The sequence below is a fragment of the Zhengella mangrovi genome (assembly GCF_002727065.1).
In the GTDB taxonomy this organism is placed as follows: Bacteria; Pseudomonadota; Alphaproteobacteria; order Rhizobiales; family Rhizobiaceae; genus Zhengella; species Zhengella mangrovi.
On record NZ_PDVP01000003.1, the window covers coordinates 1 to 18,116 of the forward strand.

Here is an 18,116-nt window from a genome sequence, read left to right on the forward strand (position 1 = left end):
GCGAAAGGACCATTGCGCGTCCTACGAAACGACCACGAGCATGGTCAGGTCTACTGCAGCGCCTCGTCATGCCACAGCAGATCGATGAAATCCTTGATAGCCAGATTCTGCACCATGAAGGCGATCACGAGGGGCTCGATGAGTTGATCGCGGCAGACCATTTGCTGGTAGCCGATGATGCGGCATCTCTTCTTGGACTGGCAGAAGTTGCACGGTCTTCGGCTCCCTCGTTTCACTTGCGTCCGGGCCAGCCGCAGTGCGGAAATCTCGTGGTCGGATGCACCGGAAGTGTCGTTACAGGATTAATGGCGCAGACGATTCTCAGCCTGCGTTTCAGCGGCTTCCAGGAGCAGCTTGACGTGATTTTGACGGACACAGCGACACGTTTCGTCACACGCGAATTCATAGAAGCCTACGGCATCCGGGTCTGGCGTGATGGCTTTGAGCAACAGGACAATCTGCGGGTGCCCCATGTAGCGCTGGCCTCGTCAGCCGATCTGATATGCGTAATCCCTGCCACGGCCGACGCCCTTGACCGCATCGCGCGAAGTGCCTGCAACGATTTGCTCTCTCTTACGATCACCGCAAGCAAGGCTCCGGTTGTGCTGGCTCCTGTCATGAACGGAACGATGTGGAACAACGCCGGCGTTCAGCGAAACATTGATCGGTTGCGTGCCGACGGACGCTACATCATCGAGCCGACACTGATATTCGGTGCAGCCGATTTCGGACGCGACGCACCTCCAATGTACGGTGGGCATGGTTTTCTGTGGTCGGGTCCGGCTGGACTCATGGACGCTTTGAGGACGGTTGCTTTAGCCGCCTAGCCATGGGATTTCCGGCGATCACATCTGATTGGCTTCAGCTGAGCGTGCCTGTAATTCTTAACGTGTACGACCAGCAGGTGATCCATCAGAGGAACGGCAGCTTTGGGTCGGCTCAAGACTGATCGCGTATGACCGCTTTGGAGCGCGAAGCGGACATTCGGTGTCACCCCGCCAAGCGGCGGTTTCTGGCTTTCAGCAACTCGCAGGCCGCAAATCCGAATGACCTTCCCCGAACGGCTTTCAGGCGCTTCATTCTCTCCCTGCCAAGGGCCAGCTTCTTTCACTTCCCCGTCTTCGCGACTGGACTTCTTCGCACATGAGAGCATTGCTGTCGGTGCGGCGTGACGCGGCAGAGTGACCGTGGCGGCTCCTGCCCTGCCCGGTCACGGGCTTTCGTCGGTACGTGCACCGGATGGTCCGGTGTCCGAACCGAAGGAGAAAGCCCATGGCAAGGAATGCAAGGAAAAACCAGATCGCCGGCGACACCGTCGCTGAAGGAACGTCCGAACGCCCTGTGTCGGCTCTAAAGGCCCCCCGCCGTGTCTCGGCGCCGCGGCAAAGGCGGATTGGAGGCCGATCCACAGGATCGGCGAAGCCATCCTCGAATGCGCCGTCACCAAAACGCGAACGTCTGGCGACCAAGGCCGACCAGGTGCTTCAAGCCCTGCGCAGCCGCAAGGGCGCATCGGTCGAAGATGTCATGAAGCTGACCGGATGGCAGGCCCATTCCGTGCGCGGGTTCCTGTCCGGGACCGTCAGGAAGAAACATGGTCTGGACCTGGTGAAGCGGACGGACAAGGCTGGGGTTGCCCGCTACTCGATTGCAGCCGAGCCGGTGTGATCCGATGGCCAGGTCAGACAGGATCGAGACGGAGGTGGCCGGGATCAGCCGCCTCCAGCGCGACGAGCTGGTCATGCTCTGGATCACCGCTCATGGCCATCCACCACCCAAGGGGGTGAAGCGGGGCTTGCTGGAACGCTCCGCCGCCTGGCACCTGCAGTCCCGTCGCCTCGGTGGCCATTCGAAAGCCGTGCGCCGGTTTCTGAGACAGGGCATCGCCTCCCTTGCGACGACTGACGCCGCGGTGTTGAAGCACACGGACAGTGGCGTGTCGGGGAACCCGGAACCGGCTGCCTCGGATCCAGTCGCACGCCCTGCACCGTCGGCACTAATGCCGACGCTGGCTTCCGGCACCCGGCTCGTCCGCACATGGAACGGACGACCCCATGTCGTCGATGTGGTCGAAGACGGCGGACACCGGAGTCAGCCGATTCGCGCATGGAGACGGCGCTGAGCCGCGCGAATAATACAGATCCGAAGCAGAGCGGAAAGTGCACTTGATATCCAGTACGTATCACGGCTTCTGGGAGCCGCGGCCGCACGGCGCTTCATGAATACCGGCTGAACATGAGCCTCAGATCCGGTTAACAGCAGAAAGCCCATTTTCGTGTCACGGTTGGCGGGGAATACAAAACAACTGCCGGCTTCCGATCTTGCCAAGTGAATTTGGCAAATCAAAACAGATGATTTCCATCATGGAAATATTAAAACAAAAGGAAAACGGTAATGAAAATTCTATCAGCAACAATGGTTTCCACAATATCCGCAGCACTCGCATTATTCGCCGCCACGGCGCACTCGGCCACTTTCAATCAAACGATCGGAGATCAGTGGAAACAGCAGTGCACAGGCCAAGGCCGATACACGTGCTGCAAGCGAAAGGAAAAGCAGTGCATCAACGATGGCATCAGCGATTCCAATTGCGGACAGCGCTACAAGCAATGCGTCAAGCTGTTCCGTCCGGGCCGTGACGCGTTTCAGAGCAAGGCACCCGGCAATATCGGTGTCATTGAGCCGCGCAGTTTTGCTCCGGGCATTCTGGTGCGCCCCATGCATTCCGGTCGCGTAATCCTGGAATGACGCCATCTGCGCGATCAGACATTCTTTGGTTTTCTAAAATGAATTTTGTGATTTGACAGGAAATAATGTCATGAAAACTCTCAGTATTATTACGATTTGTGCAGCCTTTGCGCTTGCGGGTGTTGCGGACGCCCGGCCCAGAGACCCGCGGCCAACACTGACCAACGGAGCCAAGGCCGTCATGCAATCCTGTATGCTCAAGAAGGATGCCCGGATCACGGAACGAAACGGCCGATGGATGTGCTGTTCGGTCCAGATGCAGGCTTGCCTTGTCTGCGCGCCAGGAGCCGCCGGGCCATGCAAGGTGGTCAAGACCGGCAGGCACCGGCGCTAGCATTATTCCACTTGCGGCGCCCTTTCCGCCGTTCGTGTGAAGTGCAGCGAAGGACAGCTTCCCGCCCTTTGGGGCATTCGAACCAATCGCGGCAAATGGCGGCTTTCAGGATTCTCACATCACCAGGCCAACGACTGTCGCGGGGGCGCAAACCAGCCGTATATCTGTGGGCTTGTGCCGCATTCGTAGCTTCATCGAAGCGAAGGCTGCCCATGTGCAATAGTTAGTCGAAAATCCATGTGGCGAGCGAGCCCGCCTTGCTAAAGTCTGTCGATACATATGGCAAAACACCCCGTCAGGACTTGCCAAATTCCGTCCAGTTCACGCATGTTTTTTCAGCTTCCGTGTGCATAAATTGCACACGCGTCCTTCCATTTAATTGAATAAAATCAACAGTATAGCCAATCCATCATCGGCGCGACGGCAAAGCGATTGGCGAAATAGGCGCGTGGGTCGGTCATGGCGCCCGCCATGCCACGAAACGCGGCGGGCTGCAAACCGGCACCTGTCTCCCCGGCGGTTGCCGGATGGCCGGGCGACCCTAGCTTGGTTGACGGGCGGTATGAAATTCGGCCCCGAACCATCGGTTCGCGGGCCGGAAGATGGGAGAAGCCGCCGCTACGAGGGAGGTAATCTGATGACAATCGATCTCAACATCAACGGCGCGACGGTCAGCGTCGACGCGCCGGATGACATGCCGCTGCTCTGGGTCATACGGGACCTCGCCGGCATGAAGGGCACGAAGTTCGGCTGCGGCGTGGCATCCTGCGGTGCCTGTACCGTCCACGTGGACGGCAAGCCGGTTCGCTCCTGCCAGACCTTCGTCGGCGATGTCGGCGACGCCAAGGTCACCACCATCGAAGGGCTGTCTGGCCCCGTGGCGGAGGCGGTGCAAGGCGCCTGGCACGATCTCGACGTGGTCCAGTGCGGCTATTGCCAGTCCGGCCAGATCATGCAGGCGGTAGGCCTGCTGAGCGGCAACAGCAAGCCGACAGACGATGACATCGACGAACACATGAGCGGCAACGTCTGCCGCTGCGCGACCTATGTCCGCATCCGCGCCGCCATCCACGAAGCCGCGAACCGGATGGAGGGCTGAACCATGACCATCAGCGCCAATCGCCGCTCTTTCCTCAAGGGCGCCGCCACGCTGTCGGCGGCCCTCGTGATCGGACTGGATACCCGTGGCCAGTGGGCGGCTGCCGCGGAAACCGGTTTCATGCCCAATCCCTTCGTGCGGATTGCGCCCGACGGGACCGTCACCGTCATCCTCAAGCATTTCGAGATGGGCCAGGGCACGACCACCGGCCTGGCGACCCTCGTTGTCGAGGAGCTTGATGCCGACTGGGCGACCGTCGTAACCGAATTCGCACCGGCCGATACGAGCAAGTACGTGAACAAGGCCCTGGGCGTTCAGGGAACGGGCGGCTCCACCGCCATCGCCAATTCCTTCCAGCAGTATCGCGAGGCCGGCGCGGCGGCGAAGTCGCTGCTCGTCCAGGCCGCGGCGAAGGAGTGGAATGTGCCGCCGGACGAGATCGTGGTCTCGGGCGGCAGCCTCAGCCATGGCACCAACACCGCCAGGTTCGGCGACCTGGTCGGCAAGGTGCCGGCCGACGCGACGCCCGACGTCAAGCTCAAGACGCCGGACCAGTTCAGTCTGATCGGAAAGGACCGCCTGCCACGCAAGGACACGCCGGCCAAGATCAATGGCACGGCCCAATTCGCGATGGACACGGCGCCCGAAGGCACGGTGTACGCCGTCGTGCTGCATGCGCCGAAATTCGGCGGGACGGTCAAGTCCGTCGACGATGCGGAAGCCCGCAAGGTCCGCGGCGTCCTCGATGTGCGCCAGGTGCCCACGGGTGTCGCCGTGTATGCCGAACATACCTGGGCCGCGATGCAGGGCCGGGATGCGCTGAAGGTCGAGTGGGATTTCTCCAAGGCCGAAACGCGGTCCTCCGACGCCATGGAAGCCGAATATGCCAGGTCGCTGGACGAGGATGGCCTGGTGGCGAGGAATGACGGTGACGTCGCCTCTGCCCTGGCGTCGGCCGACAAGACCATCGAGGCGGAATTCCACTTCCCCTTCCTCGCCCATGCACCGATGGAGCCGCAGAACTGCGTCGTCCAGATCAAGGACGGCAAAACGACGCTTTGGGACGGAAACCAGTTCCAGACGGTGACCCAGGCGGTGGTTGGCGCCATTTCCGGCGTCGGCGCCGAGAACACGGCCATCCACACCCTTTACGCAGGTGGCTCCTTCGGCCGCCGGGCCAACGCCAATGCCGACTACCAGGCCGAGGCAACCATGGTCGCCAAGGCGCTTGGCAGCGACAGTCCGGTCAAGCTGGTCTGGACCCGCGAGGATGACATTCGCGGCGGCTACTATCGCCCGATGACCAGGCACCGCATCCGCGCGGGCGTCGACAAGGACGGCAAGGTCGTGGCCTGGCACTCGAGCCTGGCCAACAAGTCGATCTTCACCGGCACGCCGATGGAGAAAGTCGCCGTGCACGATGGGGTCGACCATTTCTCCGTCGAGGGGGCAGTCGATACGGCCTATGCCATTCCCAACCTCAGGGTCGATGTCCGCAACATGCAGACCGAGGTGCCGGTCCTGTGGTGGCGCTCGGTAGGCCACAGCCACTCCGGCTACGCCATGGAGGTGGCGATGGACATGCTGGCCGAAGCCGCAGGCCGGGACCCGGTCGAACTGCGCGAGGAGCTGCTCGCGGGCGATCTGCGCCGCCTCGGCGTGTTGCGCCTGGCCGCCGACAAGGCCCGTTGGGGCAGTACCCTGCCCGAGGGCTGGGGCCGCGGCATTGCCGTCCACAAGTCGTTCGACACCTGTGTCGCCGAGGTGGCCGAGGTCTCGGTCAAGGATGGCAAGGTGAAGCTGGAACGGGTGGTCGCAGCCGTGGATGTCGGCATTGCCGTCAACCCGGATGTCATCCGCGCGCAGGTCGAAGGCGCCATCGGTTATGGCCTCGGCCATGTCATGCGGGACAAGATCACCTTCACCGACGGTATGGTCGACCAGTCGAATTTCCCCGACTACATGCCGCTGCGCATGTCCGATATGCCGAAGATCGAGGTGCATATCGTCGAGTCGACCGAGGCGCCGACGGGCATCGGCGAACCGGGCCTGCCGCCGGCCGGTCCGGCTGTCGCCAATGCGATCTTTGCCGCCACGGGCAAGCGGGTCATGCACCTGCCCATGATCGACGACGGCATCGATTTCGCCTGACCGGGAAAAATCGCTGGCTTCCAGTCGCAAGGGCGCGCCTCGAACGGCGCGCCCTTTTTCCGTCCTGCCGGTCGCCCGGGTTTCTGGCATTTGCCCCGGCACGATTGATACGAGTCATGGCGCCACGTGGCGGGATCTGCGGATATGATATTGCAACACCGTCCGCAGGAGACCGATTGCCATGCTCAACCAGGAAACTGAACTCGTCCTTCCGCTGGAAGACGTTCGCCGTACAGACGTCGCCCGTGTCGGGGGAAAGAACGCCTCGCTTGGCGAGATGATCGGCACGCTCGCTGAAAAGGGGATTGCCGTTCCGTCCGGCTTTGCAACGACCGCCGATGCGTTTCGCCATTTCATCACCGCCAACGGCCTGAACGAAGCGATTGCCTCGGCCTGTCAGGCCTACGAGGCCGGCGCGGTCAGCCTGGCAGAGACGGGTGCGACGGTACGCACTGCCATCCTGTCGGGCGGCTGGCCCGACGACCTCGCTGCTGCCATCCTGGCCGCCTATGATCGCCTCTGTGCCGCGCGCGGTGGCGAACCGGTCTCCGTCGCCGTGAGATCCAGCGCCACCGCCGAAGACCTGCCGGATGCCAGCTTCGCCGGCCAGCAGGAAACCTTCCTCAACATTTCCGGCCGCGACGCACTGCTCGATGCGTGCAAGCGCTGCTATGCCTCGCTGTTTACCGACCGCGCCATCAGCTACCGTCAGGCCAAGGGCTTTGACCAACTCGCCGTCGCGCTCTCCATCGGTGTCCAGCTCATGGTGCGCTCCGATATCGGCGGCTCCGGTGTCATGTTCTCCATCGACACCGAGACCGGTTTTGACAAGGTGGTGGTCATCAACGCGGCCTGGGGCCTCGGCGAAAATGTCGTGCAGGGCGCCGTCGATCCGGACGAATATGTCGTCTTCAAGCCCTTCCTGGCCGATCCGAAGCTCGTGCCCATCGTCGAGAAGACGCGCGGCGCCAAGACCATCAAGATGATCTACGGCAAGGGCGACCAGCCGACCCGCAACGTGCCGACCTCGAAGGTCGAGCGCGCGGCCTTCGTGCTGTCGCAGGAGCAGATCCTCGCCCTTGGACGCTGGGCCGTCACCATCGAGGACCACTATGGCTGCCCGATGGACATGGAATGGGCACTGGACGGCGAGACCGGCGAACTCTTCATTGTCCAGGCGCGGCCCGAGACGGTGCAGTCGGCCCGCGATCACGGGTCGATCAAGGCCCATGCCATCGCCAGCCATGGCGCGGTGCTGACCAAGGGCCTGAGCATCGGGGATTCGGTCGTCGCCGGACAGGTCTGCCTGATCGAGAGCGCCGCCGACATTGCCGATTTCATCGACGGCTCCATCCTCGTCACCGGCACGACCGATCCGGATTGGGTGCCGGTGATGAAACGGGCGGCCGGCATCATCACCGACCATGGCGGGCGCACGTCCCATGCCGCCATCGTCAGCCGCGAACTCGGGCTGCCGGCCATTGTCGGCACCGGCAACGCGACCGCCATCCTTCACACCGGCCAGGACGTGACGATTTCCTGCGCCGAGGGTGATCAGGGCTTCGTCTACGAAGGCACGGCCGACTATTCCGAGACGACGTTGCGGCTGGAGGATATCCCGGCGACCAGGACGAAGGTCATGCTCAACATGGCCAATCCCTCGGCCGCCTTCCGCTGGAACCAGTTGCCGGCCGATGGTGTCGGCCTGGCGCGGATGGAATTCGTCATCTCCAACCACATCCGCGTCCACCCGATGGCCCTGCTGAAGTTCGACTCGCTGGAGAACCCGGATGACAGGGCCGAGGTCGCTTCCCTGACGGCCGGCTACGACGACAAGGCGGAATATTTCGTCGATCGCCTGTCCCGCGGCCTGTCGCGCATCGCCGCGACGGTCTATCCGAAACCGGTCATCGTCCGCATGAGCGATTTCAAGACCAATGAATACGCCGGCCTTCTCGGCGGCCGCCAGTTCGAGCCGGTCGAGGAGAACCCGATGATCGGGTTCCGTGGCGCCTCGCGCTATTACTCGCCGCAGTACCGTGACGGCTTCGCGCTGGAATGCCGGGCCATCCGCCGCCTGCGCGACGAGATGGGCTTCACCAACGTGATCATGATGATCCCCTTCTGCCGCTCGACGGCCGAGGCAGACCGCGTGCTCGAAGTCATGGCGGAGAACGGCCTGCGGCGCGGCGAGAACGGGCTTCAGGTCTACGTCATGTGCGAGATCCCGGCCAATGTCGTGCTCGCGGGCGCCTTTGCGCAGCGCTTCGACGGGTTTTCCATCGGCTCCAACGACCTGACCCAGCTTACCCTTGGCGTCGATCGCGATTCGGAGGTCCTCTCGGACCTGTTCGACGAGCAGGACGAGGCCGTCAAGTGGATGATCGCCAACGTCATCCGCGAGGCCCACGCGGCGGGCGCCAAGGTCGGCCTGTGCGGCCAGGCACCGAGCGATCACCCGGCGTTTGCCCGCTTCCTGGTCGAATGCGGTATCGACTCCATATCGGTGACGCCCGACAGCTTCATTCGGGTCAAGGAGCAGGTCGCGGCCGCGGAAAAGGCCCGCTGACCGCTCGCGGACTTGAAAGACAACCGGGCCGCCTTCCGGGAGACATGGTCTCCGCATGTGGAAGGCGGCCCGGTGCCGGGGGCAACTATTGACCCTTGCGGCCGGCCATCACGCCGAGCGTTTCCAGGGCAATGGAAAAATCGGTCTTCAACCAGCTCCACAGGGAATCGATCCTGAGCGCGTAGGCATGGTCCCAGCCGACCTTGGAACGGACATCCTCGATGCTTTCATCGTAGCCTTGGCGCACCTGCGCCAGGCCCGTGACGCCTGGAAGGATGCCATAGGTTCGCTCGACATAGAGCGGGATGCTCGTTTCGAGCTTGCCGAAAAAGACCGGGCGTTCCGGCCGCGGCCCGATCAGGGACATGTCGCCACGCAGCACGTTGACGGCCTGCGGCAGTTCGTCCAGGCGCGTGCGTCGCAGGAAGCGGCCGACCCGCGTGATGCGGGGATCGCCCTTGGAAGCCCAGGCGGCGCCGTGGCGTTCGGCATCCTGTCGCATGGTCCGGAACTTGATCAGGTCGAACAGTTCCGTCCGGTCTGACAGTGCCCGGCCGACGCGCAGTTGCCGGTAGAAGATCGGGCCGCGGCCTTCGAGCGCGATGGCGAGAGCCACCGGAACGAACACGATGGCGAGCACCGCCAGCAACACCAGGGAACCGGCGACATCGAAGATCCGCTTGGCGATGCGAACGGAAACCGGCAGCGCATGGCCCGCGAGGTCCTCGGAGCGACGGCTCCATCGTCCGCGAACGTTGAACCGCCCGCAGAGCCACAACAGCGCCCCCAAACCGCTGGCGGCATACCCGGCGAGGACCGTTGCCGCCACGGTCTGGAACCGCGACCGGCGGTCTTCCGCCACCGAGAGGCTGCTCAGCGCGAACAGCATGCCAGCCCATGCGAGGGCCGCGGGCGCGATGTAGGCCGGTCGTGTCAGGCCCAGCAAGGTTGCCGAAACGAACGCGATGCATAGCAGCAGCGGCATGATCGCCCGCAGGCCCTTGCCTGAGAGGAAAGCAAAGGCCAGCCCGGGCCGCCGCGGATCGGCCAGCCGGAAGAGCCGGACCGCCTGCTGCAGGTTGCCCGCACCGATGCGCAAGCGCCTTGCCATTTCCTGCCCGGGCCGTGTCCGTTCCCGCTCCCGCACGGAAATGGCCGGGTGAAGCACCCCGCGATATCCTTGCGCGATGATCGCCATCGGCAGCACGAAATCGTCGTTGATGGTGTCCGCCGGCAACGGCCGGAAGGCACTGCGGCGAAAGACGTGGAAAGCGCCCGAAAATCCGACGGGCGATCCCAGCGCCGCCTCGGCTGCCCGCAACCGGTTCTGCGTCATCCAGTAGCGCCGTTCGCCCGGCGTACCGTTCTCCGCGCAATCGTAGAGACCGCCGACGACACCCACGCCGCCATCCGCCATCGCCCTCGCGGCCGCTTGCAGCGCGTTGGCCGACAGGTCCGCCGAGGCGTCCGACAAGGCCACCAGTGGCGTCTCCGCTTCCGCGATGGCCTCGTTCAGCACCGCTATCTTTCCCCGGTTGGCCGGATGAACGATCACGCGGGCATCGATGCCGCGATCCGTCAGAAGGCTCAGCGCCTGCCGGGCAACCGCGTCCGTCCCGTCGGTCGAGCCGTCGCAGTGCACCCGCACGCGCAGCCGGTCGGCCGGATAGTCGAGCGCGGCGATGTTGGCGATCTTCTCCGCCATCATGCGCGCCTCCTGGTAGGCGGCCACGATTAGCGTGACCGCCGGCCATTCGGCCGGATCCGGGTCTCGCCCGCCGGCCGGTCCGGGCATGGACAGCAGGCTGAGCGGATAGAGCAGGTGATGGTGAACGACCGCCAGCGAGGACGTCCAGAAGAGGGCCTCAAGCATGGCTCACCTCCAGCGCCCGGTAGGCGTCGCGGGTTTCCGAGAACGAGAGGTTGGCCTGGATGAAAGGCCGCGGATCGCCGGCAGGCAGGCCTTCGAGGTGGCGCAGAAGGGCATCGGCCAGCCGCCACGGTTCGCGGTCGCTGAGTGTCAGCGCCAGTCCGGTATCCGGGCACAATCCGTCGCGCACGCCACCGACATCGCTGGCGACGACGGGAACACCGCAGGCCTGCGCCTCCAGCATCGACAGCGGCAATCCCTCGGAGCGGGATGGCAGGCAGAAGAGGTCCAGCGCCGGGTAGATCGCGTTCGAACGGTCGGTCCGCCCGGGCATGATCACCCGCTCCGACAGTCCGAGCTCGCAGATCCGCTCGGTCAGCCGCCATCGTTCGCTCCCCTCGCCCCAGATGACCACCATCACGTCTTCGGGAAGGTAGCGTGCTGCCTCGACCATGCGATCGAAGCCCTTGACGTGTTCAAGGCGGCCGAGACAGCCGATGAGCCGCTTGTCTGTCGGCAGTCCGAGCCGCATGCGTGCCTCGTCCTTGCGGACCGGGCGAAACGCGTCGCAATCGACGCCGTTGGGAATGACGCGGAACGAAAAGCCGGTTCGCTTGCGCGCCGCATTCGCAACGACACGCGACACGGCCACCCTGTGGGGCCGGTAGAGCGCAAGGGCGCCGCGCACGAGGAGGCGCCGGCGCCACTGGTCAAGGTGCCAGGCATCGTGCTCCACGTGCGCATAGGTGTTGATGCCGGCAAGGCGTGTTGCGGCACCGCCATAGACCAGCGGGCCGGCGTGATGGGTCACGACGCTGCTGGCCTTGATCTGGCGAAGCCGCCTGGCAAGCCGGAACGGAAGCCTGACATCGACGCCGGGGCACTTGCCGAACGCATCGAGACGGGTCGCCACCGCCCCGATCTTCGGCCAGGCATCGGCGAGCGTGCCGATCGTGCCCTCGAGGCTGAAGACATGGATATCGGGCGCTTCCGCCAGCGCGAGGACGAGGTGCTCGATTCCCCCTGGCGCGAAATTCTGGATGATGTGGACCTGCGTCACTCAACGCTCCCTTGCGCAACTGCTTCGCCCTCCGGTTGGCAAGGAGCGTGCCAGTTGCCGGTGCCCGGAAATGCCGCGTCCTGCCCGCAAATTGCGATAACCGGCGGCCGATTGCGATTGCAGATTGCAAAGCGCTTCCATTTTTGCGCAGCCTGGGCGCCCCTTTTGACGGGAAACGCACTGGCATGGGGCTTGCTGATCGGCAGCCAGACAAAAACGGAGATCTGCCATGCCGACGACAATCACCATTGAAGGCGACCTCGACGCCGCCCGTATCGCCACCATGCGTCCGGAAATGGATTTCATTGCCGGCAGCGACGCCGACGTCCTGTTCGACATGACCCGCTGCCGCTTCATCGACTCGTCGGGCGTCGGTGCCATCGTCTACCTGCACAAGCGCATGCGCGCCCGCGGTTACCGCATCCGTCTCGAAGGCCTGCAGGGTCAGCCGCTCAAGCTCCTGCGCCACCTTGGCATAGCCGGCCTTCTCTCCGGCGATGCACGCACGGCAGCGTGACCGCGATGCGCATCATCCGCCCGACCGCTCTTCTGGCCCTCATGGCGGCTGTCGCAGGATGCGCGTCACCCTGGCCGCCGGAGGCCCGCGGTGGCGCTGCCGATCGTCTCGGCACGGCGCCGCGCGACTACGAGCAGACGCGGCAGACCCTCGACCGGGCAGTCCGGACCGGAACCATCGCGCCGGCCAGGGCCGCCTTAGCCCGCGAGCGCCTGTCGCTGGCGATCCGCGAACAGGCCGCCGGCCTCGCCGCCGACGCGGATGCCGATGTGCTGGCGGTCTCGATCTCGCTCGGCGGCGCCGACATCCCGTCCGCCAGCGGACACCAGACATGCCTGAAGGCACCCTGCAACTGAACGGAAGACCCGCCATGTCCATCCTGTCGACCATCCGCACCCTGCTGCTGTTCCTGGCCCTGTTCGCGGTCATGCCGGCAACGGCCGGCGAACCGGTGACACTGCGCATCGGTGATACGCTCGCCCTTCAATTGCCCGGCGAAGAGACGCTGACCGGTGATTTCCCGGTCGACCGGCAAGGCGAGATCACGCTGCCCGAGATCGGGCCGCTGAAGGTCGCCGGCCTGGAACTGGACAAGGCAGGAGCGCTGATAAGGAGCCGGCTCGCGGCGGTCTTCCGCGACATCGAGCGATTGTCCGTGCGCATCGGGGAGCGCAAGCTCTTCGTCGCTGTCGCCGGACAGGTCAGGAAGCCCGGCACGCTGGAACTGCCCGGCGACGCCACGGTCGAGGTTGCCATTGCCGAGGCTGGCGGCATTTCCGCCGGGGCCCAACTCGACCGGATGAAAGTCGTTCGCGGCAGGAAGGAAATCGTCTTCGACTACAAGAAATACATGGATACGGGCGACCGCTCGATCCTGCCGAAGCTCCAGCCGCTCGATATCGTCTTCGTCCCCATCTCGCCCCTCACCGGCAACGTCTTCATGGATTTTGACGCCGAGACCCTGTCGCGCGCCGGCGACGGAGCCGAAAACGGCGGCTCGGTGCGAATTTTCGGAGAGGTGCAGCATCCGGCGCAGTTCGCCTACAAGCCGGAAATGTCGATCGTCGACCTGATCATGCGGGCCGGCGGCGTCACCCGCTATGCATCGGTGGAACAGATCCGGGTGATCACCGACAAGGGACCGGTGCTGTTCAACCTCCAGGCCTACCTGGACAGTGGCGATTCCAAGCTTCTGCCGGAGTTGAAGAAGGGGGCGACGGTCTTCGTTCCCATCGTTGCCGAACAGATCAGGCGCGGCAAGCACACGGTCTATGTCATGGGCGAAGTGGCCAAGCCCGGGGCGTTCGAAGCCCAGGACGGCGCAACCTTCATCGATATCCTCGCCAATTCGGGCGGCCCGACCCGCTTTGCGGAGACACGCCAGCTCCGGATCATCCGTGCCGGCGGAAAGGTGGAAATGTTCGACCTTGTCGCCTTCACCGAGGGCAAGGTGACCGACATTCCGCTGGTCAGGCCCGGCGATGCGATCCTCGTTCCGGAAAAGACGGAAACGCAGGAACCCTCCTGGCTCAGGATCCCCACCACCCGGGCCGTGCAGCTGATCGGCGCGGTCAACAAGCCCGGCCGCTACGAATGGTCCGACGATATGAGCCTCTTCGATCTCATCTCCAATGCTGGCGGACCGACCGGCCAGGGTGATCTCTCCGCCATCCGCATTCTCCAGCGCGCCGGCGATACGGCTAGACCGGTCCTGTTCGACATGAGGGCCTACCTTGAGAACGGCGGCCGCGAGGACACCGTGCCCGCCATCCACGCTGGCTACATCATCGAGGTGCCCGAACTGCCGGTCGATCCATCCGACAACAAGTCGCTATGGGTCCGCCAGGGCGCCGACCGGTCCATTTACATCATGGGGGCAGTCGGCGCGCCGGGCCGCTACGCGTTCAACGCATCGCTTGGCTTTCTGGACATTCTGGCTGCCGCCAACGGACCGGCCGGCAATGCCGACCTTCGCCATATCCGTGTCTCCCTGCGCGGAGAGACCGACGCGGAACCCGTTCACGTCGATCTCTCCCGCTACATGGAAACCGGCGACGAGCGCCTGCTCCCCCGTCTTCAGCCGGGCGACATGATTTATGTTCCGGCGCAGGATCGCGACTGGATCGATGTCGATACCGCCGAGACCGTCCGCGTCCTCGGCGCCGTGGCCAAGCCCGGCCGCTATACCTTTTCCAGCCGGATGAACATTCTCGACCTGCTGGCCCAGGCGGGCGGCCCGTCCGACAGCGCGTTGCAGGACCGGATCGTCGTGGTCAACATGGGTCGCGAGGTCCGCGCCTTTCACTTCGACCTTCTGGCCTTCACGCGGACCGGCGACGCCCGCAAGCTCCCGGTCGTCCGTCCCGGCGACACCGTCTACGTGCCCGACAAGACCCAGAGCCAGTGGGCGAGAGTGATGACCACGGTCAAGGACGCGGCCCAGATCGTCGGCCTCGTGGCCGCCGTCGCCGCACTTTGAGGAGACAGGCCCATGATTTCCAAGAGCCGGGACCTTGCCGCCCAGCGCGCCTATTCCGCCACGCTCGGCCGTGGCGCCCGAAGCCTCGCCGTGACCGGTTCGCAGCCCGATGCAGGGTCCTGCGGCCTGGCCGAGGATATTGCCGCCGCCGGCGCTGCCTTCGGCAAGCGCGTCCTCCTCGTTCGCGCGCGGCTCCGCCACTCCGGCGAACCGATGGGCGAGGATATCGCCACGAGCACCGAAGCCATATGGAAGACCTGCCGTACAGCCGGCAACATGCTCTGGACCATCGATGTCCCGGCCGGCACCGAACTGCACGCACTGCTGAACGACGGACAGCGGCTGGCGCTGGCTGTCGCGGACTGGCTGGAACGGTTTGATGCCGTTGTCTTCGATTGCCCGCCCTTCGAAACCGCGCAGCCGGCGATCTACACGCCCCTGACGGCCTCGGCCGCCGAGGCGGTCGTGCTGGTCACGCTGCCCGGCACCGTGCCCCGTGCCGGCATGGAGGAAGTTCTGAAATGGCTGACGGAATCCGGCGCGGTCGTTTCCGCGCTGGTTCTCAATGACAGGCTCAACCCGACGCTCGCCCAGGAGATGATACGCGAGGTCCGGCGGTTCCAGCGGTTCCTGCCCCATCTTGTCGCCTGGATGACCCGCAAGGTCGAGGGCTGGCCGGCCCTGAACATGCACCATTGAGGTTCGCGATGATCCTGCACTACCTCGACGCCCGTTATGTCGGCGGCATCGAAACCCATGTCGAAACGATTGTCCGCGAGCAGCGCCGGACGGGTCACGATGCCCGCGTTCTCCTGCACGACGTCTACGAGGCCAGTCCTGCCCACGAGCGCTTTCTCGCCTCCGGACTGCCCGTGATCGTTGCCGGCGGATTCGCCGGCCTGTGCCGGTGGCTGCGCGTCATGGCCCCCGGCCTGCTCCACACCCATGGCTACAAGGCCGGCATCCTCGGCCGCCTCGGCGCCCGCGTCTCCGGTGTCCCGGTCGTGTCGACCTTTCATGCCGGCGAGCGGGCACCGGGCATGGTCGGCCTCTACCAGGCGATCGACGAGCAGACGTCGTTCCTGGGAACCCGGCTGGCGGTATCCCGCGACATCGCACTCAATCTGCCGGGGCCCTCCACCCTGATCCGCAATTTCGTCACCCCGGCAGAAAGCCCCAGGCCGGAACCGCTGGAACCGGTCTTCCTGTTCGCTGGCCGCCTGTCGCCCGAAAAGGGGCCGGACCTGTTCCTGAAACTCGCGCAGATGCGCAGCGAGGCCGGCGACTGGCGCCTTCTGGGGGACGGCCCGATGCGCGAGGAACTGGTCCTGTCGCTCTCCAGCCCGGCGGTGATGGAGGGTTTCGCCATGAACATCACCCCTTGGCTGGAAAAGACGACCGCCCTGGTCATGACAAGCCGGAAGGAAGGCCTGCCCATGGCTGCCCTTGAAGCCATGGGGCTCGGCGTCCCCGTCATCGCGCCCGCCATCGGAGCACTGCCGGGCCTGATCCGCGACGGTGTGAACGGCTTTCTTTACCCGGCCGGCGACATGGATGCCGCGGCACGATGCCTGGATCGGCTGACGGCCTTGCCGCGGGACCGGCGCCAGGCCATGAGCGAAGACGCCATCGCGACAATTCGCGCGCACTACTCCCCGAAAACCGCCCTGCCCGCCATCATGCAGGCTTATCTCGACGCGGGCTATCGTCCGCGCGACAAGGCCGCCTGACGGGTTTCCGGCTCAGCGGCGCGCTGTCTCGCCTTGTCTTGCCTCGGCCGGCATCAGTCCGCCTCGAAGAGCGCGAAGGTCCAGTCGTCCGCGGGCCGGGATCCGAAAGCCAGCCTTGCGGCCGCCTCGATGGTGTTCGCTGCGGCATCGAGGGGCATGGCACACGACCGCAACAGGGCGGTCGCAACCGCATCCGGCATGCCTTCGAGCGTGGCGCTGCTGGCCGGCGCGAGGCCGTCGGTCGCCACGAACAGACGCTCGCCCGGCTTCAGCCGAAGCACGCGCGGACGGGCATTGCATTCCGGCGTCAATCCGGGAAGGTTGCCCTCCAGCATGAACGGTGCGGCGCCATCGCTGGCAAGCAGAAGCGGCGACGGATGCCCGCCCGAGGCCAGTTCCAGCACGCCCCTGCCGACGACATCAATGACGATCACGGTCGCCACGACCTTGCCGACAGCCGGATGGCTCAGCATCGCTTCGGACAGATCGTCCAGGCACTGGTCGGGACCGCGCCATTGCTCGCGCTTCTGGCCCGAGAGAAGACCGCCCAGCATGGCGGACTGGAGCCGCGCGGGCATGCCATGCCCGGCGCAATCGGCCAGGACAAGGCGCTGGCGCGATCCGCATGCGAGGGTCTGTCGGCCAAGGTCGAGAAACGTGTCGCCGCCGCCGGCGCTGGCGCTGGCGCCGCGGGCAACGACGCGGCAGCCGGTCAGGCTCAACGGCTCCAGCGCCGCGATCATCGGCTCCACCTCCCCGGTCAACTGGCGCACGGCCCTGACCGTATGGCCGCGATGCGCGGCGATGGCTTCCGATGCCCGCGCCCGCAGTTCCAGCGGGCGCACCGGTTTCTGCATCACCGAGTGTATGCCGTGCCTCAGGCCGGTCTCGCGCGCCGCGCCGCTGTCATCTGCCGTGATGAAGATCACCGGCGTGTTGAGGTCCGGCACGGTATCCAGCAACGTCGCGACGTCACCGTCGCCAAGGTTGTAGTCGGCGACGATCAGGTCGAACTGGCTGTCTGCGATGATCGCCCGGGCTTCGGCCAGCGATCCCGCCGCGCTCACTTCGGCGATCTTGGACAGCAGCGCGATGTAGAGCCCGCGCGTCGCATCATCGTCCTCGATGACGAGAATGGCCGGCCGCCCGTGAGCGCCGAGCGACCGCGTGAATGTCCAGAGATTGCCATGGCGGCAGTCATAGGCCAGGTCGTCGGTGGACTGGCGCACCAGCCAGAGGCCACGCCCGCCTTCGGCCATCGGGTCCATCGGCCCGATGCCGCAGGTCGTCCAGGCCCGCTCGAAACCGCTGAACGGCGATCCGTCGTCACGGAACTCGACCCTGAAGCGTCCGCCCTCCAGGTGAAGCTGGACGTCCATTTCTGTCGGCTTGCGCGATGCATGGCGAACCGCGTTGGTCGCGATCTCGGCAAATGCCAGCTCCAGCTCCTCCAGCGCCTGGCGGGCCTCGGTCTGCCGGAACGCCTCGCAATTGAACACCTGGCGCATGCGTGCGACCGTTTCCAGCGTTCCCTGCCCTTCCATCCGCGCGATCAGCAT

Annotated in this window: 15 protein-coding genes; 12 read left to right on the forward strand and 3 right to left on the reverse strand. The window is 64.9% G+C overall.

Annotated elements, in window-relative coordinates; translation table 11 throughout:
* Window positions 1–68 precede the first annotated feature (68 nt).
* From CSC94_RS06930 to ppsA, 7 genes are all read left to right on the forward strand, one after another.
* Complete coding sequence (locus CSC94_RS06930) at window positions 69–827, forward strand: flavoprotein (protein WP_099305307.1); 759 nt, start codon at window positions 69–71, stop codon at window positions 825–827.
* A 631-nt stretch (window positions 828–1,458) separates the two neighbouring features.
* On the forward strand, window positions 1,459–1,668 hold the full coding sequence (locus CSC94_RS25240; protein WP_425356511.1) for a DUF3489 domain-containing protein: 210 nt from the start codon (window positions 1,459–1,461) through the stop codon (window positions 1,666–1,668).
* A gap of 4 nt (window positions 1,669–1,672) precedes the next feature.
* Window positions 1,673–2,122 carry a DUF2924 domain-containing protein gene (locus CSC94_RS06940; RefSeq protein ID WP_133122840.1) on the forward strand — a complete coding sequence of 150 codons (450 nt, stop codon included), beginning with the start codon at window positions 1,673–1,675 and terminating at the stop codon, window positions 2,120–2,122.
* A gap of 272 nt (window positions 2,123–2,394) precedes the next feature.
* Window positions 2,395–2,748 carry a hypothetical protein gene (locus CSC94_RS06945; RefSeq protein WP_099305313.1) on the forward strand — a complete coding sequence of 118 codons (354 nt, stop codon included), beginning with the start codon at window positions 2,395–2,397 and terminating at the stop codon, window positions 2,746–2,748.
* Between the two features lie 971 nt (window positions 2,749–3,719).
* On the forward strand, window positions 3,720–4,181 hold the full coding sequence (locus CSC94_RS06950) for a (2Fe-2S)-binding protein (RefSeq protein ID WP_099305315.1): 462 nt from the start codon (window positions 3,720–3,722) through the stop codon (window positions 4,179–4,181).
* 3 nt (window positions 4,182–4,184) lie between these two features.
* Window positions 4,185–6,332 carry a xanthine dehydrogenase family protein molybdopterin-binding subunit gene (locus tag CSC94_RS06955; protein WP_099305317.1) on the forward strand — a complete coding sequence of 716 codons (2,148 nt, stop codon included), beginning with the start codon at window positions 4,185–4,187 and terminating at the stop codon, window positions 6,330–6,332.
* 181 nt (window positions 6,333–6,513) lie between these two features.
* Window positions 6,514–8,901 (forward strand): phosphoenolpyruvate synthase, encoded by a 2,388-nt coding sequence (gene ppsA / locus CSC94_RS06960; protein ID WP_099305319.1) that lies wholly within the window; start codon window positions 6,514–6,516, stop codon window positions 8,899–8,901.
* Between the two features lie 85 nt (window positions 8,902–8,986).
* Here the strand turns inward: ppsA and CSC94_RS06965 are convergent, their stop codons facing one another.
* Both CSC94_RS06965 and CSC94_RS06970 read right to left on the reverse strand, forming a co-directional pair.
* Window positions 8,987–10,774, reverse strand: a complete 1,788-nt coding sequence (locus CSC94_RS06965) for a sugar transferase (protein ID WP_099305321.1) — start codon at window positions 10,772–10,774, stop codon at window positions 8,987–8,989.
* Complete coding sequence (locus CSC94_RS06970) at window positions 10,767–11,831, reverse strand: glycosyltransferase (RefSeq protein ID WP_099305323.1); 1,065 nt, start codon at window positions 11,829–11,831, stop codon at window positions 10,767–10,769. Before CSC94_RS06970 ends, CSC94_RS06965 begins: the two co-directional genes overlap by 8 nt.
* A 229-nt stretch (window positions 11,832–12,060) precedes the next feature.
* Between CSC94_RS06970 and CSC94_RS06975 the strand changes: the two genes are divergently transcribed.
* From CSC94_RS06975 to CSC94_RS06990, 5 genes are read left to right on the forward strand one after another with little or no spacing between them, the layout of a single operon-like run.
* On the forward strand, window positions 12,061–12,348 hold the full coding sequence (locus tag CSC94_RS06975) for an STAS domain-containing protein (RefSeq protein WP_099305325.1): 288 nt from the start codon (window positions 12,061–12,063) through the stop codon (window positions 12,346–12,348).
* Complete coding sequence (locus CSC94_RS24580) at window positions 12,345–12,704, forward strand: hypothetical protein (protein WP_165784356.1); 360 nt, start codon at window positions 12,345–12,347, stop codon at window positions 12,702–12,704. Before CSC94_RS06975 ends, CSC94_RS24580 begins: the two co-directional genes overlap by 4 nt.
* The gene (locus CSC94_RS06980) at window positions 12,680–14,827 is read left to right on the forward strand and encodes an SLBB domain-containing protein (protein WP_165784357.1); all 2,148 of its coding nucleotides are present in this window, start codon (window positions 12,680–12,682) and stop codon (window positions 14,825–14,827) included. The genes CSC94_RS24580 and CSC94_RS06980 overlap by 25 nt, the downstream gene beginning before the upstream one ends.
* Window positions 14,828–14,839: 12 nt before the next feature.
* On the forward strand, window positions 14,840–15,526 hold the full coding sequence (locus CSC94_RS06985) for a P-loop NTPase family protein (protein ID WP_099305329.1): 687 nt from the start codon (window positions 14,840–14,842) through the stop codon (window positions 15,524–15,526).
* Window positions 15,527–15,534: 8 nt separating this feature from the next.
* A complete protein-coding gene (locus tag CSC94_RS06990) occupies window positions 15,535–16,557 on the forward strand; it encodes a glycosyltransferase family 4 protein (protein ID WP_099305331.1) in 1,023 nt (340 codons plus the stop codon).
* Window positions 16,558–16,610: 53 nt separating this feature from the next.
* Here CSC94_RS06990 and CSC94_RS06995 read toward each other — a convergent pair whose 3' ends face one another.
* Window positions 16,611–18,116 (reverse strand): SpoIIE family protein phosphatase, encoded by a 1,506-nt coding sequence (locus CSC94_RS06995; RefSeq protein WP_099305334.1) that lies wholly within the window; start codon window positions 18,114–18,116, stop codon window positions 16,611–16,613.